This window comes from Streptomyces sp. NPDC029014 (genome assembly GCF_055564695.1).
The window spans coordinates 5059-31696 of sequence record NZ_JBVHVT010000024.1 but is presented as its reverse complement, the minus strand read 5'-3'; the positions used below and the strand labels follow the sequence as shown (position 1 = coordinate 31696).

General features: G+C 71.4%; 24 protein-coding genes and 1 pseudogene. 16 read left to right on the top strand and 9 right to left on the bottom strand.

Annotation, left to right across the window (positions count from 1 at the left end; translation table 11 throughout):
- Positions 1-702 precede the first annotated feature (702 nt).
- Positions 703-1728 (bottom strand): trypsin-like serine peptidase, encoded by a 1026-nt coding sequence (locus tag ACZ4VL_RS15570; protein WP_468199904.1) that lies wholly within the window; start codon positions 1726-1728, stop codon positions 703-705.
- A 442-nt stretch (positions 1729-2170) separates the two neighbouring features.
- On the opposite strand from ACZ4VL_RS15570, the gene ACZ4VL_RS15565 reads away from it, so the two are divergent.
- The 6 genes and pseudogenes from ACZ4VL_RS15565 (at position 2171) to ACZ4VL_RS15540 (ending at position 7006) form a co-directional block, all read left to right on the top strand.
- On the top strand, positions 2171-3229 hold the full coding sequence (locus ACZ4VL_RS15565; RefSeq protein WP_468199979.1) for a phosphatidylinositol-specific phospholipase C domain-containing protein: 1059 nt from the start codon (positions 2171-2173) through the stop codon (positions 3227-3229).
- Positions 3230-3270: 41 nt separating this feature from the next.
- Positions 3271-3750: pseudogene (locus tag ACZ4VL_RS15560) on the top strand (Kae1-like domain-containing protein); the annotation flags it as partial.
- Between the two features lie 51 nt (positions 3751-3801).
- Positions 3802-4470, top strand: a complete 669-nt coding sequence (locus tag ACZ4VL_RS15555) for an O-methyltransferase (protein WP_468199903.1) — start codon at positions 3802-3804, stop codon at positions 4468-4470.
- A gap of 214 nt (positions 4471-4684) precedes the next feature.
- Positions 4685-5443: a tyrosine-protein phosphatase gene (locus ACZ4VL_RS15550; RefSeq protein WP_468199978.1), complete on the top strand. Its 759-nt coding sequence runs from the start codon at positions 4685-4687 to the stop codon at positions 5441-5443.
- 86 nt (positions 5444-5529) lie between these two features.
- The gene (locus tag ACZ4VL_RS15545; protein ID WP_468199902.1) at positions 5530-6369 is read left to right on the top strand and encodes a S1 family peptidase; all 840 of its coding nucleotides are present in this window, start codon (positions 5530-5532) and stop codon (positions 6367-6369) included.
- Positions 6370-6451: 82 nt separating this feature from the next.
- Positions 6452-7006, top strand: coding sequence for a flavoprotein (locus ACZ4VL_RS15540; RefSeq protein ID WP_468199900.1), 555 nt, complete (start codon positions 6452-6454; stop codon positions 7004-7006).
- 76 nt (positions 7007-7082) lie between these two features.
- Here the strand turns inward: ACZ4VL_RS15540 and ACZ4VL_RS15535 are convergent, their stop codons facing one another.
- Positions 7083-8210 (bottom strand): magnesium and cobalt transport protein CorA, encoded by a 1128-nt coding sequence (locus ACZ4VL_RS15535; RefSeq protein WP_468199898.1) that lies wholly within the window; start codon positions 8208-8210, stop codon positions 7083-7085.
- Positions 8211-8353: 143 nt separating this feature from the next.
- Here ACZ4VL_RS15535 and ACZ4VL_RS15530 point away from each other — a divergent pair, with 143 nt between their 5' ends.
- Together ACZ4VL_RS15530 and ACZ4VL_RS15525 are read left to right on the top strand one after the other, a co-directional pair.
- Complete coding sequence (locus ACZ4VL_RS15530) at positions 8354-9475, top strand: winged helix DNA-binding domain-containing protein (RefSeq protein ID WP_468199897.1); 1122 nt, start codon at positions 8354-8356, stop codon at positions 9473-9475.
- 45 nt (positions 9476-9520) lie between these two features.
- Entirely contained in the window at positions 9521-11239 is a 1719-nt protein-coding gene (locus tag ACZ4VL_RS15525; RefSeq protein ID WP_468199896.1) for an AMP-binding protein, read from the top strand.
- A gap of 135 nt (positions 11240-11374) precedes the next feature.
- Here the strand turns inward: ACZ4VL_RS15525 and ACZ4VL_RS15520 are convergent, their stop codons facing one another.
- Together ACZ4VL_RS15520 and ACZ4VL_RS15515 are read right to left on the bottom strand one after the other, a co-directional pair.
- Complete coding sequence (locus ACZ4VL_RS15520; RefSeq protein ID WP_468199894.1) at positions 11375-11863, bottom strand: glutathione peroxidase; 489 nt, start codon at positions 11861-11863, stop codon at positions 11375-11377.
- Between the two features lie 84 nt (positions 11864-11947).
- Positions 11948-12853, bottom strand: coding sequence for a hypothetical protein (locus tag ACZ4VL_RS15515; RefSeq protein WP_468199893.1), 906 nt, complete (start codon positions 12851-12853; stop codon positions 11948-11950).
- A 267-nt stretch (positions 12854-13120) separates the two neighbouring features.
- On the opposite strand from ACZ4VL_RS15515, the gene gcl reads away from it, so the two are divergent.
- The gene (gcl, locus tag ACZ4VL_RS15510) at positions 13121-14908 is read left to right on the top strand and encodes a glyoxylate carboligase (protein ID WP_468199891.1); all 1788 of its coding nucleotides are present in this window, start codon (positions 13121-13123) and stop codon (positions 14906-14908) included.
- A 102-nt stretch (positions 14909-15010) separates the two neighbouring features.
- Here the strand turns inward: gcl and ACZ4VL_RS15505 are convergent, their stop codons facing one another.
- From ACZ4VL_RS15505 to ACZ4VL_RS15485, 5 genes are all read right to left on the bottom strand, one after another.
- Positions 15011-15589, bottom strand: a complete 579-nt coding sequence (locus tag ACZ4VL_RS15505; RefSeq protein WP_468199890.1) for a TetR/AcrR family transcriptional regulator — start codon at positions 15587-15589, stop codon at positions 15011-15013.
- Between the two features lie 121 nt (positions 15590-15710).
- Complete coding sequence (locus tag ACZ4VL_RS15500) at positions 15711-16337, bottom strand: ATP-binding protein (protein WP_468199889.1); 627 nt, start codon at positions 16335-16337, stop codon at positions 15711-15713.
- Between the two features lie 469 nt (positions 16338-16806).
- Entirely contained in the window at positions 16807-18273 is a 1467-nt protein-coding gene (locus ACZ4VL_RS15495; protein WP_468199976.1) for a catalase, read from the bottom strand.
- A 239-nt stretch (positions 18274-18512) separates the two neighbouring features.
- A complete protein-coding gene (locus tag ACZ4VL_RS15490) occupies positions 18513-19406 on the bottom strand; it encodes a 2-hydroxy-3-oxopropionate reductase (protein WP_468199887.1) in 894 nt (297 codons plus the stop codon).
- Between the two features lie 86 nt (positions 19407-19492).
- A complete protein-coding gene (locus ACZ4VL_RS15485; protein WP_468199885.1) occupies positions 19493-20326 on the bottom strand; it encodes a TIM barrel protein in 834 nt (277 codons plus the stop codon).
- Positions 20327-20451: 125 nt separating this feature from the next.
- On the opposite strand from ACZ4VL_RS15485, the gene ACZ4VL_RS15480 reads away from it, so the two are divergent.
- The 7 genes from ACZ4VL_RS15480 (at position 20452) to ACZ4VL_RS15450 (ending at position 26452) form a co-directional block, all read left to right on the top strand.
- A complete protein-coding gene (locus ACZ4VL_RS15480; protein WP_468199884.1) occupies positions 20452-20703 on the top strand; it encodes a YkoF family thiamine-binding protein in 252 nt (83 codons plus the stop codon).
- Positions 20700-21083, top strand: a complete 384-nt coding sequence (locus ACZ4VL_RS15475; RefSeq protein WP_468199882.1) for a helix-turn-helix domain-containing protein — start codon at positions 20700-20702, stop codon at positions 21081-21083. Before ACZ4VL_RS15480 ends, ACZ4VL_RS15475 begins: the two co-directional genes overlap by 4 nt.
- A gap of 168 nt (positions 21084-21251) precedes the next feature.
- A complete protein-coding gene (gene uraD, locus ACZ4VL_RS15470) occupies positions 21252-21758 on the top strand; it encodes a 2-oxo-4-hydroxy-4-carboxy-5-ureidoimidazoline decarboxylase (protein WP_468199881.1) in 507 nt (168 codons plus the stop codon).
- An 8-nt stretch (positions 21759-21766) separates the two neighbouring features.
- Positions 21767-22159, top strand: a complete 393-nt coding sequence (gene uraH / locus ACZ4VL_RS15465) for a hydroxyisourate hydrolase (RefSeq protein WP_468199879.1) — start codon at positions 21767-21769, stop codon at positions 22157-22159.
- A gap of 6 nt (positions 22160-22165) precedes the next feature.
- Positions 22166-23089 carry a factor-independent urate hydroxylase gene (pucL, locus tag ACZ4VL_RS15460; RefSeq protein ID WP_404239407.1) on the top strand — a complete coding sequence of 308 codons (924 nt, stop codon included), beginning with the start codon at positions 22166-22168 and terminating at the stop codon, positions 23087-23089.
- A gap of 254 nt (positions 23090-23343) precedes the next feature.
- Positions 23344-24738 (top strand): 8-oxoguanine deaminase, encoded by a 1395-nt coding sequence (locus ACZ4VL_RS15455; RefSeq protein WP_468199877.1) that lies wholly within the window; start codon positions 23344-23346, stop codon positions 24736-24738.
- Between the two features lie 292 nt (positions 24739-25030).
- Positions 25031-26452, top strand: a complete 1422-nt coding sequence (locus ACZ4VL_RS15450; RefSeq protein ID WP_468199975.1) for a nucleobase:cation symporter-2 family protein — start codon at positions 25031-25033, stop codon at positions 26450-26452.
- The last annotated feature ends 186 nt before the right edge of the window (positions 26453-26638 follow it).

Sequence of the window (26638 nt, the reverse complement as noted above, 5' to 3'; positions counted from 1 at the left end):
AGGTGAGGAGCATGTAGCGGTTCGGGGCGCTCCCGGCCCCAGACGGCCGTCGGTCGCCGAGAAAAGAGGAGCACGTAGCGATCTGTCGCGCTCCCGGCCCCAGGCGGCGGTCAGCCGCCGAAAAAAGTGGAGCGCGTAGCGATTCGGGGCGCTTACCGGCCCCAGACGGCCGTCGGCCGCCGAGATGAGAGGAGCGCGTAGCGATCTGGGGCGTCGGTGGGTCTGGATGGGCTTCTCGTCGACATTTCCGGCAGGTTGGGCGCCCACTCGCTCCCGCACGGGTTCGGATACGGGCTTCGGGGCCTCCCTCTGTGCCCGCGTACCCGGCGGGGGCCCGGACATGGTGGTCCCGGGGACGGGGATGCTGCGAGGCGGAGCGCGGGGCCTGCGTCTCTGACGTTGCCCGTCCCTCGAATTGTCCCCCTGACCGTCCTTCGGGGGCTTCCCGGCAGCTCTTTGGCATTCCGGGGTGGGTCGGCCTGTCAAGGGTGGCCGGAGGCCATCGCGTAGCGACGCGACGAAGGAGCGCCCTTTACTGGCCGGCCCGCACCGGAAGGACAATGGGCGGCCGGGAAACCCCTCGGGCTGTTCAGCCCGGAGTCAGCGAGCGCCGCCCACCTTCCGGGCTCGGCTTTTGGCTCCCGGCCATCCCGTCATCCCGTCATTCCGCCCTCTGGCCCCGCCCCCGTCCCACCCCCCGCCTCAGTGGGTCGGCTGTGCCTGGCCCTGGCCCTGGCCCGCGGGGGGCCCGGCCTGGCGGCGGCCCGGGTTGGCCGGTCCCGTGGTGGCCCGTTCGTACAGTGCGCGGATGCCGTCGCCGAAGCGGCTGCTGTACGAGGTCCGCTCGTCGCCGCCGCCGTCCCGGCCGCCGATCAGCCCGATCAGCGTGTGCCCGTCGGTCAGCATCGGGCCGCCGCTCGTGCCGTTCGGCACGTCCGCGCAGTCCAGCCGTACCTGCGTGGGCCCTTCGGCGCGGGCGGTGTTGAAGCACTCCAGCGGCTGCTCGGCGGTGTTGGGGTAGCCCACCAGCCGGGCCGGTGCCGGCAGTTCGGCGTCGAAGCGGGCCGTCTCCGCCCCCGTCACGTCCTCCAGCTCCTCGCCCGGCCGCCCCGGCCGCCGCAGCCGCAGGAAGGCCACGTCGTGGTCGGGGTCCTGGTCCTCGGTCCACCGCGGGTCGACGTCGATCCGGGTGGGCACCCACACCCCGTACGGGGCCTGCCTGTCCCGGTAGCCGGGCACGAACGCGAGGTTGGTGCGGAAGCCGAGGGCGGCCCGGTACACGCAGTGCGCGGCGGTGGCGACGAGGTCGCCGGCCGGGGAGTGGACGACGACGCCCGAGCAGTGGTGGTCGGGGTCCCCGTCGCTGCCGGGGGAGAACAGTGCCCCGACCGTGGGCTCGCCGGCGGCGGGCCGTGCCACCAGGGGGTCGGAGGGGCGCCACCCGCCGGCCCGCCAGTTCGTGGTGCGTCGCGGGGTGGCCTGCCGTGCGCGCAGCCCCGGATCGGCCTCGGTCTCCCTTACGATCCCGTCCAGTACGGCCGATGCGGTGCGGTCGGCGGTCTCCGGGTCCTGTAGGTACGTTCCGCGGGCCCGGTCGCCCGCCGCCGAGTTCGTCACGATGCCGCGCAGCTGCCACGCGTACGCGGCTACGCCCGCCAGCACCGCGCAGCACGCGACGATGAGCAGCCGGCGACCGATGCCCCGCCGCCTGTGCCCTCTGGTGCTCATGTGACTCGTGACTCCCGCCCGCTGCCTGCCCTGTTTCCCGATTCCGCCTCCTGTTCGACGGGGGCGGCCGCGGCGGGAGTTCCGCATCCGGGTGTGGCCGTCCTCACAGCGGTCCGGCCCGCTCCGGCCAACTTCCTTTCAGGGGTGTGGACGTGGGACCCGTCGGGTGACGCGTACCGCTTCCTTGACGGTCATCCGTCGGCCTTCCCGTGGACACCCAACTGCCCTAACCTCGCGCCGATTTGCCAAGTGACAGCCAGTAGGGCAGGGGTCGGTCGGCCGCGCACGCGCACTAGCGGGGACCGGGCCAGGTCCAGTACCGACGGGAGTCGACACCATGGGATCGCGGATCCGGATCACGGACGGCGGGGCGACGGGCGAGGTGCCAGAGCCGGCAGCGGTCGGCACGGTCGGCATGGACGGCATGGTCGGCACAGCCAGGATGACGGGCGCCGCGACGGCAGCCCTCACGGCCCTGGCGATGGTGGCGACCCTGGCGCTCCTGATCGGCGGCGCGACCCCGGCGGCCGCCAGCCCCAGGGCCGCGGCCGCCGATCTCCCGTACGCTGCCTCGACCGGCGTCGGCGTGCACAACGCGTACGACAAGAACAAGTACGCGTACTTCGCGGACGCCCTCGACTCGGGCGCGGCGATGCTGGAACTCGACGTCTGGACCAACTTCTTCGGCAACTCCTGGCGGGTCTCCCACGACAACCCGTTCGGCAACGACAGCAACTGCGTGAACGCCACCACCCCCGCCCAGCTGCGCACCAAGTCCCGCAACCAGAACCTCGCCGGCTGTCTCTCCGACATCCGCAGCTGGCACGACGCCCACCCCGGCCACCGCCCCGTCGTCCTCAAGCTCGAACTCAAGGACGGCTTCGCCGCCAACCTCGGCCGCGGGCCCGCCGAACTCGACGCGCTCCTCGCCTCCAAGCTCGGCGACGCCCTCTACCGGCCCGGCCAGCTCGCAGCCGGCCACCCCGACCTGGACACCGCAGCCCGGGCCGGCGCCTGGCCGAGCCGCGCCGCGATGGCCGGGAAGTTCCTCGTCGAGCTGATCCCCGGCACCCTGGAGGAGGGCAACGCCAACGACACGCTGTGGACCGACCGGGAGTACGCCATGCACCTGCGCTCCCTCGCCTCCGCCGGCCGGCTCTCCCAGGCGGCCGCCTTCCCTGCCGTGCACCGCGCCGAGGCCGGGGATCCGCGCACCCGGTACGTCGACGCGTCGCTGCGCCCGTGGTTCGTCGTCTTCGACGGCGACGCGAGCGCCTACGCCGGCGGCGGCATCGACACCGCCTGGTACGCCCGCAACAACTACCTGCTGATCGCCACCGACGCCCACGCCGTGGCTCCCGCCATCGACGGGGTGCACCCGACCGAGGCCCAGGCCCTGGACCGGGTACGGCTGATGGCGCAGCGGCACGCCTCGATCGCCTCGTCGGACTGGTACCCGCTGCCGTCGGTGCTGGCGACGGTGATGCCGCGGGGTCGCTGACCATCGGTGGGGGCGGTCCGGCCCCGCCCCCGGACCCCCTCGCGTCCCCCTACTCCTTCTCCTTCTCCGGGCTGAAGACCGCCGCCGCCCGCTACGCCGAGGCCTGCCGGCAGCGCGGTGAGGAGCTCCCGCTCGCCGATGCCGCCGCGTCCCTGCAGGAGGCCGTCGCCGACGTGCTGACCCGCAAGGCGGTGGCGGCGTGCCGCGACCATGGCGTGAAGACGCTGGTCGTGGTCGGCGGGGTCGCCGCCAACTCCCGTGTCCGCGAACTCGCGCAGCGTCGCTGCGCCTCGGCGGGGATCGAACTGCGGGTGCCGCCGATGACGTTGTGCACCGACAACGGGGCGATGATCGCAGCGGTCGGTGACCTGCTGGTGCGCGCGGGCACCGAACCCGCCCCGTACGACATGACCGTCGACCCGTCGGCGCCCCTGCACTACGCTTCCCTGCACCCGCTGTCCGGCGGCGGCGCCGGCCGCCCGCCGAGCCCAACCGTTTCCGCAGCCGTGAACCGTCGTTGACCACCCGGACGGCGGCGCCGGGCCCCGTTCTCCCGCGAAGGGGTGCAGCGCATGGACAGGACCGCCGACACGGCGAAGACGGTGCCGATCACCCCGGAGGTGTACGCGTACCTGCTCGCCCAGACCGACCCGCCGACGCCGGCGCAGCAACAACTGGTCGCCCGTACGCGCGAACTGGGCGACGTCGCCGTCATGCAGGTCCCGCACGAGCAGGCCTGCCTCCTGACCCTCCTCACCCGGATCACCGGTGCCCGCCGGGTCGTCGAGGTCGGCACGTTCACCGGCTACTCCACCCTCGCCCTCGCCGAAGGCCTGGCGCCGGGAGGGCGCGTGGTGACCTGCGACGTCTCGGAGGAGTGGACGGCGATCGCCCGGGAGGCCTGGCGGGCGGCCGGCGTCGCCGACCGCATCGACCTGCGGCTCGGGCCGGCCGCCGACACCCTCGCCGCCCTGCCGTACGAGGCCGAGATCGACCTGGCCTTCCTCGACGCCGACAAGGGCGGCTACCGCACTTACTGGGACGAGCTCGTGCCGCGGCTGCGGCCGGGCGGGCTGCTCCTCGCCGACAACGTCCTGTACGGCGGGGACGCGGCCCGTCCCGACGCCACCGGAAACGCCCTGTCGATCCGCGAGTTCAACGCCCACGTGCGCGCCGACGCCAGGGTCGATTCCGTCCTCCTGCCCCTCGCGGACGGCCTCACCCTCGCCCGCAAACGCTGAAGCGGAACGGACACACCCGACGGTCCGCCCACCCGGGTCCGCCCACCCGGCGGCCCGTCCACGGGGCAGGCACGTACATCCTTGGTCGCACGATCAACATCCGACCAGGGAGACCCAGTTGACGCATGCGCCGCACGGAACGCCGCAGCCGCAGCCGCAGCCGCAGCCGCACCCCACGCCCACATCGACACACCACCACCCCCACCGCCGCCACATCCCCTTCGACCGCCTGCACAACTTCCGCGACCTGGGCGGCTACCGCGGTACCGACGGCCGTACGGTCGCCTGGGGCGCGCTCTACCGCGCCGACTCGCTCGGCAAGCTCCGGGTCGGTGAGGGCGCCGACTGGGACCGCTTCCTCGCCCTGGGCGTACGCACGGTCATCGACCTGCGTTACCCGTGGGAGATCGAGGCCAAGGGGCGGATCCCCGAGCAGCACCGCTTCACGTACGCCAACCTCAGCATCGAGCACCGCCCGTACGACCAGGCCGCCATCGACCCCGACATCGACCCGTGGCGGTACCTGGCCGACCGGTTCGGGGAGGTCGCGGAGGACGGGGTCGAGGAGATCCGGCAGGTGATCGAGCTGATCGCCACCGGGCCGGCGGGCCCCGCGGTCTTCCACTGCACCTCGGGCAAGGACCGCACCGGACTCGTCGCCGCCCTCCTCCTCACCCTCCTGGGTGTGTCCGAGGAGGACGTCCTGGCCGACTTCGCGCTGACCGAGCTCGCCACCGAGCGGCTCCTGGCCGACTGGCACGCCGCCAACCCGGACCGCACCATGCGCTGGCCCTCGTACGGTCGGGCGCCGGCGGTCGTCCTGTCCCTGGTTCTCGCCGACCTGTCGGCACGCTACGGCTCGACGGACGGCTACCTCGCCGACCGCGTGGGAATCACCGCGTCCACCAAGCACGACCTGAGAACCCGCTACCTCACGGCCGTACCCAACCCACCCACGCCCATTGCCAGTTGAGCCGCGGACCCCAACAATGCGCATGACAATCGACGACCGGAATTGCGATGTCCGGTTGCCCAGTCGTCAGCAGAGGGGACCCCCACATGAACAAGCCTCTCGTCGGCGTCGCGCTGTCGCTGCTCCTGTTGGGCGCAGCGACGGCCCCGGCCACGGCCTCCACGCACCGGGACCGCACGGAGGCCACGGCCGCCGCCGTGAACTTCGCGGGCACGGTCGCGCTCAGCAACTGCTCCGGCTCCGTCGTCCGCACACCCAACTCCCAGCCGAACGACCCCGCCCTGGTCCTGACCAACGGCCACTGCATCGAATCCGGCTTCCCGGAGCCGGGCGAGGTGATCAGCAACCAGCCGTCCAGCCGCTCGTTCACGCTGCTCAGCGCGTCTGGATCACGGCTCGGGACGGTACGGGCCGGCAAGATCGCGTACGCGACGATGACCGACACCGACGTCGCCGTCTACCAGCTCACCAGGACGTACGCCCAGATCCAGAGCCAGTACGGCATCAGCGCACTCACGCTCAACGACGCCCGCCCGGTGCAGGGCACGGCCATCAAGGTCGTCTCCGGGTACTGGAAGCGGATCTACAGCTGCAACGTCGACGGTTTCGCGTACCGCCTCAAGGAGGGCGACTGGACCTGGAAGGACTCGCTCCGCTACACCCCCTCGTGCAACACCATCGGCGGCACCTCGGGCTCCCCCGTGATCGACACGACCACCAACAAGGTCGTGGCGGTCAACAACACGGGTAACGAGAGCGGCGGCCGCTGCACGGTCAACAACCCGTGCGAGGTGGACGAGAACGGCACGGTCACGGTCCGCCAGGGCACCAACTACGCCCAGCAGACCTACCCCCTCGTGGCGTGCATAGGCCCCGGCAGCCAGTTCGACCCCACCCGCCCCACCTGCACCCTCCCCAAGCCCTGACCCGGGGCCGCACGGCCGCGAGGGACCGCCGTCGTAGGCTGCCGGAGCTCCACCACTTCAGCCGCCGACCGGGAGTACCCGCGTGACCGAGCCGCAGTCGAAGCCCTTCCCGTACGTCGTCGTGTGCGCCGCCGGGATCGCCGGCGACGTCGACAAACTGATCGCCGCGGCGCAGGAACGGGGCTGGGACGTCGGGGTCATCGCCACTCCACAGGGTCTTGAGTTCCTCGACACCCGGGCGATCGAGGACCGAACCGGGTACCCGGTTCGGTCCTCGTGGCGCGCGCCCGGCGAGGCGAGGTCCTACCCGCGGGCCGACGCCATCGCGGTCGCGCCGGCCACGTTCAACACGGTCAACAAGTGGGCCGCGGGCTTCGCCGACAACCTCGCGCTCGGCACCCTCTGCGAAGCCCCCGGCATGGGTGTCCCCACCGTCGTCCTGCCCTACGTGAACACCGCGCTCGCCGCCCACCGGGCCTACCGGCGCAGCATCGACGAGCTCCGGGAGATGGGCGTACTGATCGGCAGTTACGAGCCGCACCGCCCGAAGGCCGGAGGTGGGGCCGACCGCTTCCCCTGGGAGGAAGCGGTCGATCTGCTCGCCCCCTACCTCAATGCGGAGGTCGAGCTCCGGTGAAACGTGCCCGGGGCAGGCCGTCGTACGCGAACCGAGGAGGAGGCCAGCCTTGCCGTGAAGGCGCTCGCGCCGTCGGCTACAGCCAGTCGCGCTTTTTGAAGATGACGTACAGGCTCACGCAGACCACCGCCATGAGGAGGATGGCGAAGGGGTAGCCGCCGGCCCAGTGGAGTTCCGGCATGTTCTCGAAGTTCATGCCGTAGATCGTGCCGACCAGGGTCGGGGCGAAGAGGATGGCGGCCCAGGCGGAGATCTTCTTGATCTCCTCGTTCTGTTCGAAGCCGGCTTCGGCCAGGGCGCGCATTTCGGCGTTCTGTTGTTGGGAGACCAGGGTTGCGTTGACCGTCAGGATTTCCGTCAGGGCCTGGCGGAAGCCGTCGACGCGTTCGCTGGTGTGGGTCACGTGGTCGGCGACGTCGCGGAGGTAGCGCTGGAGCTCCTCGTCCGTGCCGTACTTCGCGAAGCCGGCCATCAGGCCGTGGAGCATGGCCACCAGGGGGCGGGTGGCGCGCTGGAACTCGACCATCTCGCGGGAGAGTTCGTAGATGCGGCGGGAGACCTCCGGGTCGCCGCGGAACACCTCGGTCTCGATCTCGTCCATGTCGTTCTGGACGCCCTCGACGACCGGGGCGTAGCCGTCGACCACCGCGTCGAGGATGGCGTACAGGGCCGCCTCCGGGCCGAGGGAGAGGAGCTCGGGGGTTTCTTCCATGCGGCGGCGGACCGCGGGGAGGTCGGGGGCGGCGCCGTGCCGGACCGTGATCAGGAAGTCCGGGCCGACGAAGATGTGGAGTTCGCTGAACTCCACCTCCTCCGGGGCGTCCAGGTAGCGGGCGGCGCGCAGGACCACGAAGAGGGTGTCGCCGTAGCGCTCCAGCTTCGGGCGCTGGTGGGCTTCGAGGGCGTCTTCGACCGCCAGCTCGTGGAGGTTGAACTCCTCCGCGAGGGAGAGGAGTTCCGTCTCGGTGGGGCGGTGCAGCCCGATCCACGCCATGCGGCCGGGCTGTTCGCGCAGCCGGCGGAAGGTCTCCGTGAGCGTCGCCGGAGTCGCCACGCGTCTGCCCTCGCGGTAGACCGCGGAGTCGATCACGCTGCGGTGGTCCCCGGGCGGTTCGGCCGGCGTCTCGGCGGGCGGGGGCGTGGCGCGGCGCCACCCCGGTCGCTTGGGCGACGGCGGGGGGCGGCGGTCTGGGCGCTCCGGCATCGCAGGTCAGCTCCCGGCGGGTCGAGTGTTCGGGCAAGGGGTGGTGGGCGTGGGGTGGTGGGCGAGGGGTGATGGGTTGCTTGCCTGTGCGTTCCGGGTTGTTGCGGACAGAAGGTGTCCGCGATCGGGGATAGCTTGGCGGCATGGCCTCCAGGACGACGCATCCCGTACTCGACACCCGTTCACTGAACCGTGCCACGCTCGCCCGCCAGCTACTCCTCAGCCGCGCCGAGATGCCCGCGTCGGACGCCGTCGCGCACCTGCTCGGGCTCCAGGCGCAGAACGTCAAGCCGCCGTACTTCCAGCTGCACGCACGGCTCGCCGGGTTCCGGCCCGCCGAGCTCGCCGGGCTGATGGAGTCCCGCCGGGTGGTCCGGATGGTCACCCTGCGCTCCACCATCCACACCCACACCGCCGAGGACGCGCTCACCCTCCGCCCCCTCGTGCAGGCGCCCCGGGACCGGGAGCTGGGGAACTTCCGCAAGGGTCTCGTCGGGGTGGACCTCGACCGCCTCGGCGAGCTCGCCCGTGCGTTCGTCGAAGCCGGGCCGCGCACCATGGGGGAGATCCGCGAGGAGCTGCTCAAGCAGTGGCCCGACGCCGACCCGCAGGCCCTGTCCGTCGCCGCGCGCTGCCTGCTGCCGCTCGTCCAGGTCACGCCGCGCGGGGTGTGGGGGCGCAGCGGGCAGGTCCGGCTCACCACCGTCGAGCGGTGGCTCGGCGCCACCCCGGCAGGATCAGTAGAGTCCGGGTACGGTGTGGACGGGCTCGTGGTGCGGTATCTGCGCGCCTTCGGGCCCGCCTCCGTCAGGGACATGCAGGTGTGGGCCGGCCTCACCCGTCTGCGGGAATCCTTCGAGCGGCTGCGGCCGCAGCTGGCCGTCTTCCGCGACGGGAACGGCGTGGAGCTGTTCGACCTGCCCGACGCGCCACGGCCCGGGGCGGACACGCCGGCGCCGCCCCGTTTCCTGCCCGAGTTCGACAACCTCCTGCTGTCGCACGCCGACCGCACCCGGGTGGTCCCCGCCGATCTCAAGGGCCGCACCTGGACGGGCAATCAGGCGCACTGCACCCTCCTCGTCGACGGGTTCCTCGCCGGCCTGTGGCGCCTGGACGCGGACGGCCGGCTCACCGTCGAGCTGTTCGGCAAGGCCACCCGGCAGGAGCAGGACGCCATCGTGGCCGAAGGCGAGCGGCTCGTCACCGACATGGCCGGGGGCCCGGGCGGGGCGGGCTCCGTCCGCTTCGGGTCAATCCACGGCTGACCCGCCTCTGGTGGGGCGCGCGGCCCGCACGGCACGATGCCCCTCATGACGCACAACACCGTCGAGAATGCAGGGGCGGCGGCCGGGAACGGCGCCGCCGCCGGGTTCCGTGCCGCGCGGGACTTCCTCCTCGCCCACCGCGAGGACTACGAGGGCGCCCGCGCCGGATTCGGCTGGCCGCGGCCCGAGCGCTTCAACTGGGCCGAGGACTGGTTCGACCACCTCGCCCACGGCGCCACCGGCTCCGTCGACGCCCTTCGCATCGCCGAGGAGGACGGCACCAGCCGCGGCCTGACCTTCCGCGAACTGTCCGAACGCTCCTGCTCCGCCGCCAACTGGCTGCGCGAGCAGGGCGTCGCCGCCGGCGACCGGGTGCTCGTCATGCTCGGCAACCAGCGCGAACTGTGGGAGGTCATGCTCGGCGCGATGCGGCTGCGTGCCGTCGTCATCCCCGCCACCCCGCTGCTCGGCCCGGCCGACCTGCACGACCGCATCGAGCGCGGCCGCGTCCGCCACGTCGTCGTGCGCGCCGAGGACACCGGCAAGTTCGACGGGGTCCCGGGGAACTACACCCGGATCGCCGCCGGACCGCAGGTGCCCACCGGCTGGCGGCGCCTTGAGGACATGTACCGGGCCGCCCCGGTCTTCACCCCGGACGGCGAGACCCTGGCCGGCGACCCGCTGATGCTGTACTTCACCTCCGGGACGACCGCCCGCCCCAAGCTCGTCGAGCACACGCACGCCTCGTACCCCATCGGGCACCTGTCCACCATGTACTGGCTGGGCCTGCGCCCCGGTGACGTGCACCTCAACATCGCCTCGCCCGGCTGGGCCAAACACGCCTGGTCCAACCTCTTCGCCCCCTGGAACGCCGGCGCCACCGCCTTCGTGTACAACTACACCCGCTTCGACGCCGAGCGGCTGATGGCGGAGATGGACCGGCACGGCGTGACCACCTTCTGCGCCCCGCCGACGGTGTGGCGGATGCTGATCCAGTCCGACCTGGGCAAGCTGGGCAACCCGCCGCGCGAGGCGGTCGCCGCCGGCGAGCCCCTCAATCCGGAGGTCATCGAGAAGGTCCGCGACGCGTGGGGCGTCACCATCCGCGACGGGTTCGGCCAGACCGAGACCACCCTCCAGATCGGCAACTTCCCCGGGGCGCGGGTGAAGCCCGGCTCGATGGGGCGGCCCGCGCCCGGCTACGAGATCGTCCTCCTCGACCCGGTCACGGGCAAGGTGTCCCCGGACGAGGGCGAGGTCTGCGTGGACCTCGGGACGCGCCCGGCCGGGGTGATGACCGGCTACCGCGACGACGAGGAGCGCACCGCCGAGGCCATGGCGGACGGGCTCTACCGCACGGGCGACATCGCCTCGCGCGACGCGGACGGCTACCTCACCTACGTCGGCCGCTCCGACGACGTCTTCAAGGCCTCCGACTACAAGATCAGCCCGTTCGAGCTGGAGAGCGCGCTGCTGGAGCACGAGGCCGTGGCGGAGGCGGCCGTCGTACCGGCTCCGGACCCGCTGCGGCTGGCCGTGCCGAAGGCGTACGTGGCGCTGGCCGCGGGCTGGGAGCCGGGGCCGGAGACGGCGCGGGCGCTGTTCGCGCACTCCCGCGCGGTGCTCTCCCCGTACAAGCGGATCCGCCGGATCGAGTTCGCGGAGCTCCCGAAGACCGTCTCCGGGAAGATCCGCCGCGTGGAGCTGCGGGAGCTCACCGCGGCGGGCTCGGGGGCGGAGTACGACGAGGCCGAGCTGGGCTGAGGACTGACGCCCGGGGCGGTGCCGCCGGACGCCGCCCGGTGCCGCCCGGTGCCGCGGGGGTGCCGTCCGGGCCGCGGGGTGCCGCCTGGTGCGGGCTGATCGTACGGTCAGCCCGCACCGCGTGCGTACGGGTGGTTACGCGGGCAGGTGCGCCTCGATCGCCGCGATGACCTCGGCGGACTCGGGCTCGACCCGCGGTCGGAACCGGGCGACGACCTCGCCGGCGGGGGAGATCAGGAACTTCTCGAAGTTCCACTGGATGTCACCCGTCTCGCCGTCCGCGTCCGGGGTCTTCACCAGCTCCTGGTACAGCGGGTGCCGGTTCTCGCCGTTGACCTCCGACTTCTCCAGCATCGGGAAGGTCACGCCGAAGCCGGTCGCACAGAACGTCTGGATGTCCTCGGCGGTGCCAGGCTCCTGCTCGCCGAACTGGTTGCAGGGCACGCCGACGACGGTGAAGCCCCGCTCCTCGTACGTGAACTGCAGGCGGGCCAGCCCGGAGTACTGCGGGGTGAGCCCGCACTGCGAGGCGGTGTTCACCAGCAGGACGACCTTGCCCTGGTACGCCCCGAGGGTGGTGGGCTCGTCGGACAGGGTCGTCAGCGGGATGTCGTACAGGCTCATCGGGCTCTCCTCGGCAGGGGCAGGACGGGTCGCGGCCAGCGGATATCGCCTCCGAGCCTACGTGCTGGCCGGTGGGGCGCAGGGTCAGGCCCCCGCGGTGACCAGTGCGTCCGCGGGGTCGTTGAGGGGCTGGGGCGTGCCGGTGAGGTCCATGACGAACAGCGGTATCCCCAGGTCGTCGGCGCGGGTACGGGCCTCGTGGGTGTACCCGGCGAGCGCGAAGTAGACGCTGGTCGCCGACGCGGTCAGCCCGTTCAGCCAGACACACTCCACCGCCCGCAGCCCGGCCGGCGCGGTCGTCGGGTCCACCTGGGCGACGAGGCCGGGGGCCCGCAGGTCCACGGCGGAGGTCGGGATCGAGGGTCCGTCGGGCTGGCGGACGTCCCGGAAGCCGAGCCAGCGCAGGTAGAGCGCGGCCGCGGCCACGGCGTCCCGGGCGGTGCGGATGGTCATCGGGCGGAAGGGCGGCCGCGGCACCACCGGGACCCCGGCCCCGACCCCGGGCTGCTTCGGACCGTACGGGCCCGGCGGGCCGGCCGGCGCCGGCCCGGGGGCCTCGGCCGGGATGTTCGCAGCCGCCCGGAAGTCCGCCGCCCGCGAGTCCGCCGCTCCGGAGTCGGTGGCCCGGGGGCCGGAGCCCCGGGGGCCTGCCGGCCCGTACGCATCCGTATCTGTGGGCCCCTCTGCCCCCGCGGTCCCCGCCAGCCCCGTAGTCCCCACCGGCCCTACGGGATGCACCGGAACCCGTACGACCGTCCCGCACGAGCCGCAGCCCACCTCGGGCTGCGGCCACTCGCTCACCCGCCCGCAGGCCCCGCACCGCGCCGCCACCCACGCATCGGACCAGGTCCGGTGCGTCAGCGGTACGGGCGGCGCCGTCAGGTCCAGCGGCAGGGCGGCCGGGGTACCGCAGGCGCAGGGGAAGACCGGGGCGGCGTAGCTGCTCTCGCGCAGGCACACCGGACAACGCACCGGCACCGCTTCCGTCATGGCTCTCGTCCCCCTCCGTCGCCGTGCGTGGATCCATGCTCCACCACCTGCGACCGCCGCCGCGCCCGCGCCGGTGATTTTCCGCCGGCGGGCGCCCCGCGGGGCCCGTTTGTGCAACTCGCGCCATCCGGACGCGCGTTTTGGTGGGTTCCGGGGTGTGGACCCTCCTTGACGCACGCGGAACCGACACTTAGCTTGTTTCGCATAACAGAATAAGACTTCCGCATTGCGGAAACAGTCTGACCGTCGGACCGCCAGGAGTTCTCGATGCCCCGTATGACAGCCGCAGCCGCCGCCGTGGAGATCCTCAAGCGCGAGGGTGTCGCGCAAGCGTTCGGCGTGCCCGGCGCTGCGATCAACCCGTTCTACCGAGAGCTCAAGAACGTGGGCGGCATCAACCACACCCTCGCCCGCCACGTCGAGGGCGCCTCGCACATGGCCGAGGGCTACACCCGGGCCAAGGCGGGCAACATCGGTGTCTGCATCGGCACCTCCGGCCCCGCCGGCACCGACATGATCACCGGCCTGTACTCCGCGATCGCGGACTCGATCCCGATCCTCTGCATCACCGGCCAGGCCCCGGTCTCGAAGCTCCACAAGGAGGACTTCCAGGCCGTCGACATCGCGGCGATCGCGAAGCCCGTCACCAAGGCCGCGACCACCGTCCTGGAGGCCGCGCAGGTCCCCGGCGTCTTCCAGCAGGCGTTCCACCTGATGCGCTCCGGCCGTCCCGGCCCGGTCCTGATCGACCTCCCGATCGACGTCCAGCTGACCGAGATCGAGTTCGACCCGGAGACCTACGAGCCGCTGCCGGTCTACAAGCCGTCCGCGACCCGCGCCCAGATCGAGAAGGCCCTCCGCTTCCTGCTGGAGTCCGAGCGCCCGCTGATCGTCGCCGGCGGCGGCATCATCAACGCCGACGCCTCCGACCTGCTGGTCGAGTTCGCCGAGCTGACGGGCGTCCCCGTCATCTCCACCCTGATGGGCTGGGGCACCATCCCGGACGACCACGAGCTGGCCGCCGGCATGGTCGGCGTCCAGACCGCCCACCGCTACGGCAACGCGACCTTCCTCGAGTCGGACTTCGTCCTGGGCATCGGCAACCGCTGGGCCAACCGCCACACCGGCTACAACATGGACGCCTACACCAAGGGCCGCACGTTCGTCCACGTCGACATCGAGCCGACCCAGATCGGCAAGATCTTCGCCCCGGACTACGGCATCGCCTCCGACGCCAAGGTCGCGCTGGAGCTGTTCATCGAGGTCGCCAAGGAGCTCAAGGCCGAGGGCGGGCTGCCGGACTTCTCCGCCTGGGCCGCCTCCGCGCAGGAACGCAAGGCCACCCTGCAGCGGCGCACGCACTTCGAGAACATCCCGATGAAGCCGCAGCGCGTGTACGAGGAGATGAACAGGGCCTTCGGCCCCGAGACCCGCTACGTCACCACCATCGGCCTCTCCCAGATCGCCGCCGCCCAGTTCCTGCACGTCTACAAGCCGCGCCACTGGATCAACTGCGGCCAGGCCGGCCCGCTCGGCTGGACCATCCCGGCCGCCATCGGTGCCGCCACCGCGGACCCTGAGACCCCGATCGTCGCCCTCTCCGGCGACTACGACTTCCAGTTCATGATCGAGGAGCTGGCGGTCGCCGCCCAGCACAAGGTCCCCTACGTCCATGTCCTCGTGAACAACGCCTACCTGGGCCTGATCCGCCAGGCGCAGGGCAACCTGGGCATCAACTTCGAGGTCAACCTCGAGTTCGACAACATCAACACCCCCGAGCTCGGCGGCTACGGCGTCGACCACGTCAAGGTCGCCGAGGGCCTGGGCGTCAAGGCCATCCGCGTCACCGACCCGGAGGAGCTCGGCGCGGCCTTCGAGCAGGCCAAGAAGCTGGCCGTCGAGCACCAGGTCCCGGTCGTCGTCGAGGCCATCCTGGAGCGCATCACGAACATCGCGATGAGCAAGACCGTCGACATGAGCGACGTCACCGAGTTCGAGGAGCTGGCCACCGAGCCCGGCCACGCCCCGACCGCGGTCAAGGCCCTGAAGGTCTGATATCGCCCCCCTGACCGGAAGGCCGGGCAGGAACGTACGTGAGCGGCCCCCGCCCCTCCCGCGAGGAGGAACGGGGGCCGCTCGCGCGTCCGTTGCGCACGCCTACCGGCGGGGTCCGAGCTCCGCCTCGACCGCGCCGGCCAGCAGCTCACGGGCCCGCGCCACGTCGAGCGAACCGCTCAGCCAGCGCCCGCTGAGCCCCTCCACGAGGGCGGTCAGCCGCTCGGCGACGTCCACCGGCTCGACCCGCAGATCGGCCAGGCCGGCCGCCTGGGCGTCCGCGACGAGCTGGGCGGTGTCCCGGACCCAGTCGCGGATGGACCCGACGAGGTTCCCGCGCAGGCTGTCGTCGAAGACGGCGCTGGCCCGCAGCTCACCCCAGGCGACGCTGTTCTCGCGGACCGCGTCGGTCTCCTGGACCTCGCTCAGCAGCAGCCGCAGCAGGGCGTCCCTGGCGTCCTGCGCGCCCTGCAGCGCCTCCTCCGTGTAGCCGACGGCGCGGTCGTTGATGAAGGCGAGGGTGCGCTGGACCAGCCCCGCGCGGTCCTTGAAGTGGTAGTAGATCAACGCGGTGGACACGCCGGCCTCGGCGGCCAGGTCCTCGACGCGCAGTCCCCTGATGCCGCTGCGGGCGATGACGCGCACGGCTGCTTCCAAGATCAACGCCTGGCGGTCGGCCACGGTTGCTCGCACCTCTCGGTCGATCGACTCTGACTGATCATTCAGTCAGCAGTCACGATAGCGCCGAGCGGACCTGGCCGAACATCCGGTCAGGGCCAGCTCGGGCCGACCGGAAACCCGGTCAGGCGCGCAGGTCCTCGACCTCCACCGACAGCCGAGGCCACGCCGCGGCGAGCCGTACGAGGAGGTCCGCGGCCAACGGCCCGCCAGCCGTGCGCAGTTCGGCGACGGGCAGGAAGCGGACGGACGTCCCGGTGGTCCCGTCGTCGCCGATCGGCGTCAGACCGGTCGCGGGAACCCCGTACGCGTACTGCTGGACCCAGGCGCCGCCCGCGCGGCGGTTGGTGTGCACGAGCCGCTCGCTGAGGGCCGCGACCACGGACATGCCCCTGCGGGGATGGCCGTCGGGGAGCAGCTGCGCCTCCGGGTGGTCGAAGAACCGCAGGTCCTTCGTCGCCATCACCGGCTTCTTCACGACCCGGCCCGCGGAGTCGAAGCGGGTGTCCGTGCCCCGCCCGTCGTCCGTGACGGACACGGAGCCGTCGGCGTGGAAGGTCACGGTGCAGCGCCCGCCGCCCGTGCACTCCGCCTCGTCGGCCGCATAGGCGACGACTTCGAGGACCAGGTGCTGGAGGCCGCCCGGGGCGAAGGCGGCCGGGTCGTTGCGGATGAGCGTGAGGTGGTCGGTGTCCACCGTGCTCGCCCAGTCGTGCGTCGTGTTGCGCCAAGAGGCCGCGGAACCGTCCATCGGGGCAGTATGCCAACCGTCCCGCCGCCGCGAACCGCCCACCGGGCAAAGCGAAGCGCCGGGTTCACGGGACCGTCCGTGAACCCGGCGCTTCGGGTGTGACCGCCCGACGGTGCGAGGCTGGCGCGACAGGACGTTCGCACCGCCGGACGGAGTGTGTGGGGGAGGTGGTGTTCCCCGTACGGGCAGGGGGCCTGTGCGCGGCCCCTGCGCGGACGAGGAGAGCGGCTGGGACCGTGGCGGTCGGCGAAGGGCCCTGCGGCTCCGTCTCCCTCAGGTCAAGAGACGTGCCTCGGAACCCATGACCACCGCACTGGCTCGCACGCCCGCCACGGTCCTCACGCGGCGCCGGCCACACGGACCGGCGCGGTCTGCCCCTACTGCGGACCACCCCTCATCCGGGTCCGCAGTAGGGGCCCAGCACCCGGAGCCAGACCTCCCGCCCGGCTCCCGGCGCAGCTTGCGGCTCTCAGCCCTCGCGCAGCGCGCGGACGGCCTCCTCGACGCGCTTGCCGTAGTCGGCGTCCGCGGCGTGGAAGTGAGCCAGGTTCTTGTCGATGACGTCCTCGCGGCCGACCTGGGAGAGGCCGCCGGCGATGTTCGCCACCAGACGCTCCTTCTCGGCCTCCGACATCAGGCGGTAGAGCTCACCGGCCTGGAAGAAGTCGTCGTCCTTGGTGTGCAGCGGCGCCGCGTGGGTGCCCGTGTAGCCGGAGACGGCCTTCGGGGCGCCCAGCGCGAGGCCGGTCTCGGCCGGACCCAGGTACGAGTTGGGCTCGTAGTTCTTGTCGGTCCGCGCACCGTTGCGGGTGGCCATGAAGCCGTCGCGGCCGTAGTTGTCCGCACGCCCGCCGGACACGGCCTTCGGGGCGTTGACCGGCAGCTGGGTGTGGTTGACGCCGAGGCGGTAGCGCTGGGCGTCGGCGTACGCGAACAGGCGGCCCTGGAGCATCTTGTCCGGCGAGGCGGTGATGCCCGGGACGAAGTTGTTCGGGGAGAAGGCGGACTGCTCGACCTCGGCGAAGACGTTGTCCGGGTTGCGGTCGAGGACCAGGCGGCCCACGCGCTGCAGCGGGTAGTCGCCGTGCGGCCACACCTTGGTGAGGTCGAACGGGTTGAAGCGGTAGTCCGCCGCCTCGGCCGCCGGCATGATCTGGACGTAGAGGGTCCAGGACGGGTACACGCCGCGCTCGATGGCCTGGAGCAGGTCGGTCTGGTGCGAGGTGGCGTCCTTGCCGGCGAGCTCGGCGCCCTGCTCGGCGGACAGGCAGCGGATGCCCTGGTTCGTCTTGAAGTGGTACTTGACGAAGAAGGCCTCGCCCTGGTCGTTCGTCCACTGGTAGGTGTGCGAGCCGTAGCCGTTCATGTGCCGGTACGAGGCGGGGAGGCCGCGGTCGCCCATCAGCCAGGTGATCTGGTGCGTGGCCTCGGGGGCGTGCGCCCAGAAGTCCCAGACGTTGTCCGGCTCCTGCTTGCCCGTGAAGGGGTCGCGCTTCTGGGAGTGGATGAAGTCGGGGAACTTGATCGGGTCCTTGATGAAGAACACCGGGGTGTTGTTGCCGACGAGGTCGTAGTTGCCCTCTTCGGTGTAGAACTTCAGCGCGAAGCCGCGCGGGTCACGGACCGCGTCCGCGCCGCCGAGCGAGTCCGCCACGGTGGAGAAGCGCAGGAAGGTCTCGGTCTTCTTGCCGACCGTGTCCAGGAACGCGGCGCTGGTGTAGGCGGTGACGTCGTCGGTCACCTCGAAGTAGCCGTACGCAGCCGAGCCGCGGGCGTGCACCACGCGCTCCGGTATCCGCTCGCGGTTGAACCGGGCGAGCTTCTCAAGGAGCTGCTGGTCCTGGATGAGGAGCGGGCCACCGACGCCGGCGGTGGCGGAGTTCTGGTTGTCGGCGACCGGGGCGCCGGACTCGGTCGTCAGCGTGCGCTTCGACATGGTGACCTTCCGTACGGGAAACTGCTGACGGAAAGTGTTTTCCGTCATGCGGAACAGCCTAGGTTCGGGCCGATCGCAACGTCAACAGTTTGTTGAACATGGTGGGAGAGGTGATCCGGACGGTGCCGGCGCCTGGGCGCGACAGGACAGGTGTCAGCGCCGGCACCGTCCGGAAACTCAGGTCCCCGGTGGGGGAGGGGCGGCCCGCTCGGGCTGCCGGGTCGACTCGGGCGGACCCGTCAGACCCGGTCGCCGGAGAGGCGTTCGACGGAGCGCAGCAGGGCCGAGTGGTCCAGGCCGCCGTCGCCCTGGGCGCGCAGCGAGGCGACGAGCTGGGCGACGACCGCGCCGACCGGGAGGGCCGCACCGACGTTGCGGGCGGCGTCGGTGACGATGCCCATGTCCTTGTGGTGCAGGTCGATCCGGAAGCCGGGCTTGAAGTCGCGGTTCAGGAAGTTGTCCTTCTTGCGGGTCAGCACGGTGGAGCCGGCCAGTCCGCCGTTCAGGACGTCCAGGGCGGCCGCCAGGTCCACGCCGGACTTCTCCAGGAAGACCACGGCCTCGGCGCACGCCTGGATGTTGACGGCGACGATGAGCTGGTTGGCGGCCTTGACCGTCTGGCCGGAGCCGTGCGGGCCGCACAGGACGATGGTCTTGCCGAGGGCCTGGAGGATCGGCAGGGCCGCGTCGAAGTCGGCCTGCTCGCCACCCACCATGATCGACAGTACGGCCTCGACGGCGCCGGCCTCGCCGCCGGACACCGGGGCGTCGATGACGCGGATGCCCTTCTCGGCGGCGTTCTTCGCCAGGTCGACGGAGGTCTGCGGGGTGATCGACGACATGTCGACGACCAGCGCGCCCGCCCTGGCGTTCTCCAGGATGCCCTCGGGGCCGTAGGAGATGGCCTCGACCTGCGGGGAGGCGGGCACCATCGTGATGATCACGTCGGCGTCCTCGACGGCCTCGGCGATGGAACCCGCCGCGGTGCCGCCGGCCGCCGTGAGGCGGTCCAGCTTGTCCTGCTCCAGGGTGTAGCCGGTGACCTGGTAGCCGACCTTCAGGAGGTTCTCGGACATGGGGGAGCCCATGATGCCGAGGCCGATCCACGCGATCTTGGGGAGGTTGTTGCTCATTGTGACGGGGTCCTTCTCTGAAAGGCTCTGGAAGCGGGTACGAAAAGTGGCGGGCGCGCCTGGGGGAATCTCCGGACTTCGTCCTCCTACTGCGCGGCGCGGGCCTCGGCCGGCAGCCAGTCGAAGGACGCGGCGGCGTCCGCGGCCTTGTACTCCAGGCCGACGAACCCCTGGTAGCCGGCCTTCCGCAGCTGGTCGAGGAGGTCCTCCAGGGGCAGTTCGCCGGTGCCCGGTGCGCCCCGGCCCGGCTTGTCCGCGATCTGGACGTGGCCGGTCTTGGCGGCGTACTTTTCGATGACCTCGCAGAGGTCCTCGCCGTTCATCGCCAGGTGGTACAGGTCGAGCAGGAACTTGGCGTTCCCGAGGCCGGTCGCCCCGTTCACCTTGTCCACGACCTCGATCGCGGACGGCGCGCTCACCAGCGGGTAGAGCGGCGACTCCGGCTCGTTCAGCGTCTCGATCAGCAGGATCGCGCCGACCCGGTCCGCGGCGCGGGCCGCGATCACCAGGTTCTCCAGGGCGAGTTCGTCCTGGACGGCCGGGTCTACCCCCTCGACGCGGTTGCCGTAGAGCGCGTTCAGCGCCTTGCAGCCGACGGAGGCGGCGAAGTCCGCCGCGACGTCGATGTTGGCGCGGAAGCGGTCCGACTCCTCGCCGGGTACGGAGACCGCGCCGCGGTCGGGGCCCGGGAGCTGCCCCGCGTAGAAGTTCAGGCCCACCAGCTGGGTGCCGGCGTCCTCAAGGGCCTTCCTGAGGGCGTCGAGCTCCGCCCGGGCGGGGGTGGGGGTGTCGATCCAGGGCCACCACAGCTCGACCGCGGTGAAGCCCGCCGCGGCGGCGGCCGCGGGGCGCTCCAGGAGCGGGAGTTCCGTGAAGAGGATCGACAGGTTCACATCGAAGCGCTGGTCCGTGTATCCCATGAGGGGTGTGCGCTCCTTCCGTATTGCGGAAGTTTGTTTCTGCTTGATGGAAGACTGCATGGGCCTGCGCGTGGATGTCAAGTGGGGGCTGCCGGAAATTCCGTACCTCGGGGTAGCTTGACCAGGTGCGATTGAGAGTGGAGTTCACGACCGAGCCCTTCGACCTCGAAGAGGCCCCCGCCCATGCCGTGGCCGCGCGCGAGGTCATCCAGAAGGCGCAGCTGGACGCGGTCGACGTCGGCCCGTTCGGCAACACCGCCGAGGGTGAGGCCGGCCGGGTGCTCCAGGCGGTGTCCGCGCTGCTGCGCGACTCGCTCGACGCCGGGGCCACCCGGGTCTCCCTGCAGGTGAACGTGATCGGGGAGGGGGGCGCATGACCGAGCCCCGCGACCACCCGTTCGTCACCGCCGTCAAGCCGCTGGTCGACGCGATGGGCGGGGTGCTGATGGATCCCGCCCAGGCCGAGCCCGACGACGTGGTCCTCTCCTGGGAGGGGCAGGACGTGCTCGCCGTGCGTCTTCCGCAACTGGGTGAATCGCTGGACCACATCCTGGCAGCGCTGGAGCGCCGCCACGGGGTGCCGCTCGCGCAGTTGGACCGCAAGGCCAAGCAGGACGTCGTCCGGATACTGGAGGCGCGCGGCGCCTTCACCGTCCGCCACGGCGTCGAGACCGTGGCGACCGCCCTCGGCGTCAGCCGCTTCACCGTTTACAACTACTTGAACAGGGAAAACCCCAATAAAACCAATCAGAGGTGATGCCGCCGTCACCCCTGGTCGCGAGCCGCCGTCCGAATCAACCGGACGGCGGCTTTTGTGTACGGGAAGTTTCAACAAAGTGTTGACGCCGTGTTGTCGAGGGCGTTAGCTATGCGCAGCCCGTCAAAGCAATCAGGCCAGCGATCAAGCAGGCCACGGAGGCTTCTCGTGACTTCGAGTCCGACCCCGGGGCTTTCCCGGTTCAACACCTTGGACGATGCAGCGGCCGCGGCTGAACTGCACGAGGTGTGCGCCAGCGCGGCCTGGGGCGGCCAGCTCCTCGCCCGGCGCCCCTTCGCCGACACCGCCTCCCTCTTCGCCGCGAGCGACGCCGCCATGGCGGAGCTCACCCCGGCCGACCTGGCGGAGGCCATGGCCGGCCATCCCCCGATCGGCCGTCCGAAGCCGGGCGACCCGACCTCGGCCCGCGAGCAGCGGGGCATGGCCGGGGCCTCCGAGGAGCTCAGGGCCGAGCTGCTCGCACTGAACCTGGCCTACCAGGACAAGTTCGGCCACGTCTTCCTGATCTGTGCGACCGGTGCGACCGGCGAGCAGATGCGGGACGCGGTCAAGGTCCGGATCCGGAACACCGCCGAGGTCGAGCGGGAGATCGCCCGCGGAGAGCTCGTGAAGATCAACCGGATCCGCCTGACCCGCCTCGCCGAAGGAGAGTGACACGCCACATGAGCACCGAGACCACCGCGTCGGTGTCCACGCACATCCTGGACACCAGCATCGGCCGCCCCGCCGAGGGCGTCGCCATCTCGCTCGCGGCCCGCAGCGGCCACGACGCCGAGTGGACCGCCCTGGGCGGCTCGGCCACCGACGCCGACGGGCGTTGCAAGGACCTGCCGGCACTGCCGGAGGGCACCACCCACGTACGCCTCGACTTCGAGACCGAGGCGTACTTCGCCAAGAAGCAAGCCGCCGAGGCGCAGCAGGACGCCCCCCGCGTAAGGGACAGCGGTGCGTTCTTCCCCGAGGTGACCATCACGTTCGCGGTCGACCCGGGCGAGCACTACCACGTACCGCTGCTGCTCAACCCGTTCGGCTACTCCGTTTACCGAGGGAGCTAGCAGACCATGCCCACGATTCTCGGCCAGAACCAGTACGGCAAAGCAGAGAACCGCGTCGTCAAGATCACGCGGGACGGCGACACCCACCACATCAAGGACCTGAACGTCTCCGTCGCCCTCTCCGGCGACATGGACGACGTGCACTACTCCGGCTCGAACGCGAACGTCCTGCCGACGGACACCACCAAGAACACGGTGTACGCCTTCGCCAAGGAGTACGGCATCGAGTCCGCCGAGCAGTTCGGCATCCACCTGGCGCGCTGGTTCGTCGGCAGCCAGGAGCCGATCTCCCGGGCGCGCATCCGCATCGAGGAGTACGCCTGGGAGCGGATCCAGACCTCGGACGCCAACTCCAGGTTCATCGGCGCCGACGAGGTCAAGCACTCCTTCGTCCGCAAGGGCCAGGAGACCCGCGTCACCCAGATCACGTACGACGGCCGGAACTGGGAGGTCATCTCCGGTCTCAAGGACCTGATCGTCATGAACTCCACGAACTCCGAGTTCTGGGGGTACGTGAAGGACAAGTACACGACCCTGCAGGAGGCGTACGACCGCATCCTGGCCACCCAGGTGTCGGGCCGCTGGCGGTTCAACTGGACCGACGACGAGCAGCGGATGCCCAACTGGGAGAAGTCCTACGAGGCCACCAGGAAGCACATGCTGGAGGCCTTCGCGGAGACCTACTCCCTCTCCCTGCAGCAGACGCTGTACCAGATGGGCTCGCGCATCATCAACCACCGTTCGGAGATCGACGAGGTCCGCTTCTCGCTCCCGAACAAGCACCACTTCCTGGTCGACCTGGAGCCCTTCGGCCTCAAGAACGACAACGAGGTCTACTTCGCCGCGGACCGCCCGTACGGTCTGATCGAGGCCACGATCCTGCGGGACGGCGCCGACGCGCGCATCCCGGTGGACCTGACCAACCTCTAGGCCCGGCCGGCGCCCGGTGTCCCGGGGCTCCGCAGTGGCCCCGGGACCCGGATCCACCCGCAGCACGCACCGGACCGCGCCCACCCACGCCCCACCCGCACCCCACCGGCAACACCTTCGAACTTCCCGAACTCGGCACCCGGAGCATCACACGGGGCGGCAGTACTGTCAGCTGCCAGGCCCCCGGTTTCGGCACTCAAATCCCCTGGGTCCTGCCGTGCCCGCACCGCCACTGAAAGCACGAGGAAGCCCCCATGGCAGCCACTGACAGCGAGACCCGGCGCATCGTCATCGAGAACTGCGCGATCGCGACCGTCGACGCGAACGACACCGAGTACGCCTCGGGTCACATCGTCATCGCCGGGAACAGGATCGAGGCCATCGGTGCGGGCGACGCCCCCGAGAACCTCGACGACGTCGTACGCCGCATCGACGGCACGGGCCACCTCGTGACCCCCGGTCTGGTCAACACGCACCACCACTTCTACCAGTGGATCACCCGCGGCCTGGCCACCGACCACAACCTCTTCAACTGGCTCGTCGCGCTGTACCCGACCTGGGCGCGCATCGACGAGCAGATGGCCTACTCGGCCGCGCAGGGCTCCCTGGCCGCGATGGCCCGCGGCGGGGTCACCACCGCGATGGACCACCACTACGTGTACCCCAAGGGGGCCGGCGACCTGTCCGGCGCGATCATCCGCGCCGCGTCCGAGATGGGCGTCCGCTTCACCCTGGCCCGCGGCTCCATGGACCGCAGCGAGAAGGACGGCGGCCTGCCGCCGGACCACGCCGTCGAGACCCTCGAAGGCGCCCTCGCCGACACCGAGGCGACCGTCAAGAAGTTCCACGACGCGTCCTTCGACTCGATGACCCAGGTCGCCGTCGCCCCGTGCTCCCCCTTCTCGGTCTCCACCGAACTGCTCAAGCAGGGCGCCGAGCTGGCGCGCCGCCTCGGTGTGCGCATGCACACCCACGGCAGCGAGACGGTCGAGGAGGAGAAGTTCTGCCACGAGCTCTTCGGCATGGGCCCGACCGACTACTTCGAGTCCACCGGCTGGCTCGGCGAGGACGTGTGGATGGCGCACAGCGTCCACATGAACGACTCCGACATCGCCGCCTTCGCCCGGACCAGGACCGGTGTGGCGCACTGCCCGTCCTCCAACGCCCGCCTGGCCGCCGGCATCGCCCGCGTCCCGGACATGCTGGCCGCCGGCGTCCCGGTCGGCCTCGGCGTCGACGGCACCGCCTCCAACGAGTCCGGTGAGCTGCACACCGAGCTGCGCAACGCGCTGCTGATCAACCGTCTGAACCCGGTGCACCGCGAGGCCGCGCTGAACGCCCGCCAGTCGCTGCGCCTCGGTACGTACGGCGGCGCGCAGGTCCTCGGCCGCGCCGACAACATCGGCTCGCTGGAGGTCGGCAAGCTCGCCGACCTGGTGCTGTGGAACCTCAGCACGTTCCTGCACTCCTCGATCGCCGACCCGGTCACCGCCCTCGTCTTCGGTGCGGCCGCCCCGGTCACCGCGTCGTTCGTCAACGGCAAGCAGGTCGTCGAGAACAACCGGCTGCTGACCGCGGACGAGGACGCCATCGCCCGCTCCACGCGGGACGAGGCCCAGCGCCTCGCGCGCATCGCCGCGCAAGGCTGATCCCCCACCGGCTCCGGCCGGGGGGGACGGCCCCCGGCCGGCGGCCGCGGACCCGAGCGGGGTCCGCGGCTCCCGTTCCCGGGCGGCACCGACGGCTTGCCCGAGGTGCCTCCCGGGGTCGGTGACGGTGACTCGTGCCACCTGCCACTCGTGACACTCGTGCCACCTGGCGCCCGTACGGCGGAACGACTCGGGCGAATCGTTTCCGCACCCCTTTCGACTCGCACCGCTTTCGCACCACCTCCTTGACACCCACGTCCCTGCCGACGTGTCTAACCGACCGGAGGAAGCCGTGGCCCAGGCGCCCAGGTTTCGCAAAGATGCAGCAGCAGTCGCAGTAGCAGCAGCAGAGCCGCGGGAGAAGCATCCGGTCGACGAGACCCTGCCCCCGCTGAAGATGTTCACCAGCGGCCTCCAGCACGTGGCCGCCATGTACGCGGGCGTCGTTGCCCCACCCATGATCGTCGGCCCGGCCGTCGGACTCTCCGCCCGCGACACCGCCTTCCTGATGGGCGCGTCCCTGTTCACCGCCGGCCTCGCCACCCTGCTCCAGACGCTCGGCGTCTGGCGGATCGGCGCCAAGCTCCCCTTCGTCAACGGGGTCTCCTTCGCCGGCGTCACCCCGATGATCGCCATCGGCAAGGATCGGGGCGCCGATGCCGTCCCGATCATCTTCGGCGCGATCATCGTCGCCGGGCTGCTCGGCTTCCTGGCCGCCCCCTACTTCGGCAAGCTCGTCCGCTTCTTCCCGCCCGTGGTCACCGGCACGGTCATCACCCTCATCGGCATCTCCCTGCTCCCCGTCGCCTTCAACTGGTCGCAGGGCGGCAACCGCGCCGCCGCCGACTACGGCTCCGTGCAGAACATCGGCATGGCCGCCGGCACCCTCGTCGTCGTCCTGCTGCTGCGCAGGCTGCTGCGCGGCTTCCTCCAGCAGATATCCATCCTGCTCGGCCTGGTCGTCGGCACCCTCGCCGCCGTCCCGCTCGGCATGGTCGACACGGCCGCCCTGCGCACCGCCGGCCTGGTCGGCTTCCCGACGCCCTTCCACTTCGGTGCCCCGCAGTTCCAGGTCGCCGCCATCGTCTCCATGTGCATCGTCATGCTGGTCTGCATGACCGAGTCCACCGCCGACATCCTGGCCCTCGGTAGGATCGTCGACCGGCCGGCGGACGCCCGCACCATCGAGGGCGGGCTGCGCGCCGACGCCCTCGGCAGCGCGCTGAGCCCCCTGTTCAACGGCTTCATGTGCAGCGCCTTCGCCCAGAACATCGGGCTCGTGGCCATGACCAAGGTGCGCAGCCGGTTCGTGGTCGCCGCCGGCGGAGGCATCCTGATCCTGCTCGGCCTGTGCCCGGCGGCCGCCTCGGTCATCGGCGTGGTCCCGCTGCCCGTCCTCGGCGGCGCCGGCATCGTCCTCTTCGGGTCGGTCGCGGCCAGCGGCATCCAGACCCTGGCGGGCGCGGCCATGGAGCGCGGCGAGAACGCCCTGATCGTCGCCGCCTCCGTCGGCGTCGGCCTGATCCCCATCGCCGCCCCGGACTTCTACCACGCCTTCCCCAAGGACCTGCTCGTCGTCCTGGACTCCGGCATCAGCACCGGCTGCGTGGCGGCCATCCTGCTCAACCTGGCCTTCAACCACCTCGGCGCCAGGCGCGGTACGGCCGCGTCGGCCACTGCCGAGGGCCGCGCGGAACCGGTGCCCGCGCACTGATCCCCGTACGGAACCGCGGGCCGCCGCCCCCCGCCCGCTGCCCGCCCTCAGCCCGCTGCCCGCCGGCGGGGGGGGGGGGGGGGGGGGGGGGGGGGGGGGGGGGGGGGGGGGGGGGGGGGGGGGGGGGGGGGGGGGGGTGGATAGGAAGAGAGAGCAGGAGGGGAGAAGACGAAAAAAAAAGAATAA

Coding starts and splice junctions, on each gene's coding strand:
- ACZ4VL_RS15515 (WP_468199893.1), bottom strand. CDS start 12,853: ATGACGGAAGCGGTGCCGGTGCGTTGTCCGGTGTGCCTGCGCGAGAGC.
- ACZ4VL_RS15565 (WP_468199979.1), top strand. CDS start 2,171: ATGACGGGCGCCGCGACGGCAGCCCTCACGGCCCTGGCGATGGTGGCG.
- ACZ4VL_RS15520 (WP_468199894.1), bottom strand. CDS start 11,863: ATGAGCCTGTACGACATCCCGCTGACGACCCTGTCCGACGAGCCCACC.
- ACZ4VL_RS15570 (WP_468199904.1), bottom strand. CDS start 1,728: ATGAGCACCAGAGGGCACAGGCGGCGGGGCATCGGTCGCCGGCTGCTC.
- ACZ4VL_RS15530 (WP_468199897.1), top strand. CDS start 8,354: ATGGCCTCCAGGACGACGCATCCCGTACTCGACACCCGTTCACTGAAC.
- ACZ4VL_RS15555 (WP_468199903.1), top strand. CDS start 3,802: ATGGACAGGACCGCCGACACGGCGAAGACGGTGCCGATCACCCCGGAG.
- gcl (WP_468199891.1), top strand. CDS start 13,121: ATGCCCCGTATGACAGCCGCAGCCGCCGCCGTGGAGATCCTCAAGCGC.
- ACZ4VL_RS15495 (WP_468199976.1), bottom strand. CDS start 18,273: ATGTCGAAGCGCACGCTGACGACCGAGTCCGGCGCCCCGGTCGCCGAC.
- ACZ4VL_RS15535 (WP_468199898.1), bottom strand. CDS start 8,210: ATGCCGGAGCGCCCAGACCGCCGCCCCCCGCCGTCGCCCAAGCGACCG.
- ACZ4VL_RS15500 (WP_468199889.1), bottom strand. CDS start 16,337: ATGGACGGTTCCGCGGCCTCTTGGCGCAACACGACGCACGACTGGGCG.
- pucL (WP_404239407.1), top strand. CDS start 22,166: ATGCCCACGATTCTCGGCCAGAACCAGTACGGCAAAGCAGAGAACCGC.
- ACZ4VL_RS15475 (WP_468199882.1), top strand. CDS start 20,700: ATGACCGAGCCCCGCGACCACCCGTTCGTCACCGCCGTCAAGCCGCTG.
- ACZ4VL_RS15525 (WP_468199896.1), top strand. CDS start 9,521: ATGACGCACAACACCGTCGAGAATGCAGGGGCGGCGGCCGGGAACGGC.
- ACZ4VL_RS15545 (WP_468199902.1), top strand. CDS start 5,530: ATGAACAAGCCTCTCGTCGGCGTCGCGCTGTCGCTGCTCCTGTTGGGC.
- ACZ4VL_RS15490 (WP_468199887.1), bottom strand. CDS start 19,406: ATGAGCAACAACCTCCCCAAGATCGCGTGGATCGGCCTCGGCATCATG.
- uraH (WP_468199879.1), top strand. CDS start 21,767: ATGAGCACCGAGACCACCGCGTCGGTGTCCACGCACATCCTGGACACC.
- ACZ4VL_RS15485 (WP_468199885.1), bottom strand. CDS start 20,326: ATGGGATACACGGACCAGCGCTTCGATGTGAACCTGTCGATCCTCTTC.
- ACZ4VL_RS15455 (WP_468199877.1), top strand. CDS start 23,344: ATGGCAGCCACTGACAGCGAGACCCGGCGCATCGTCATCGAGAACTGC.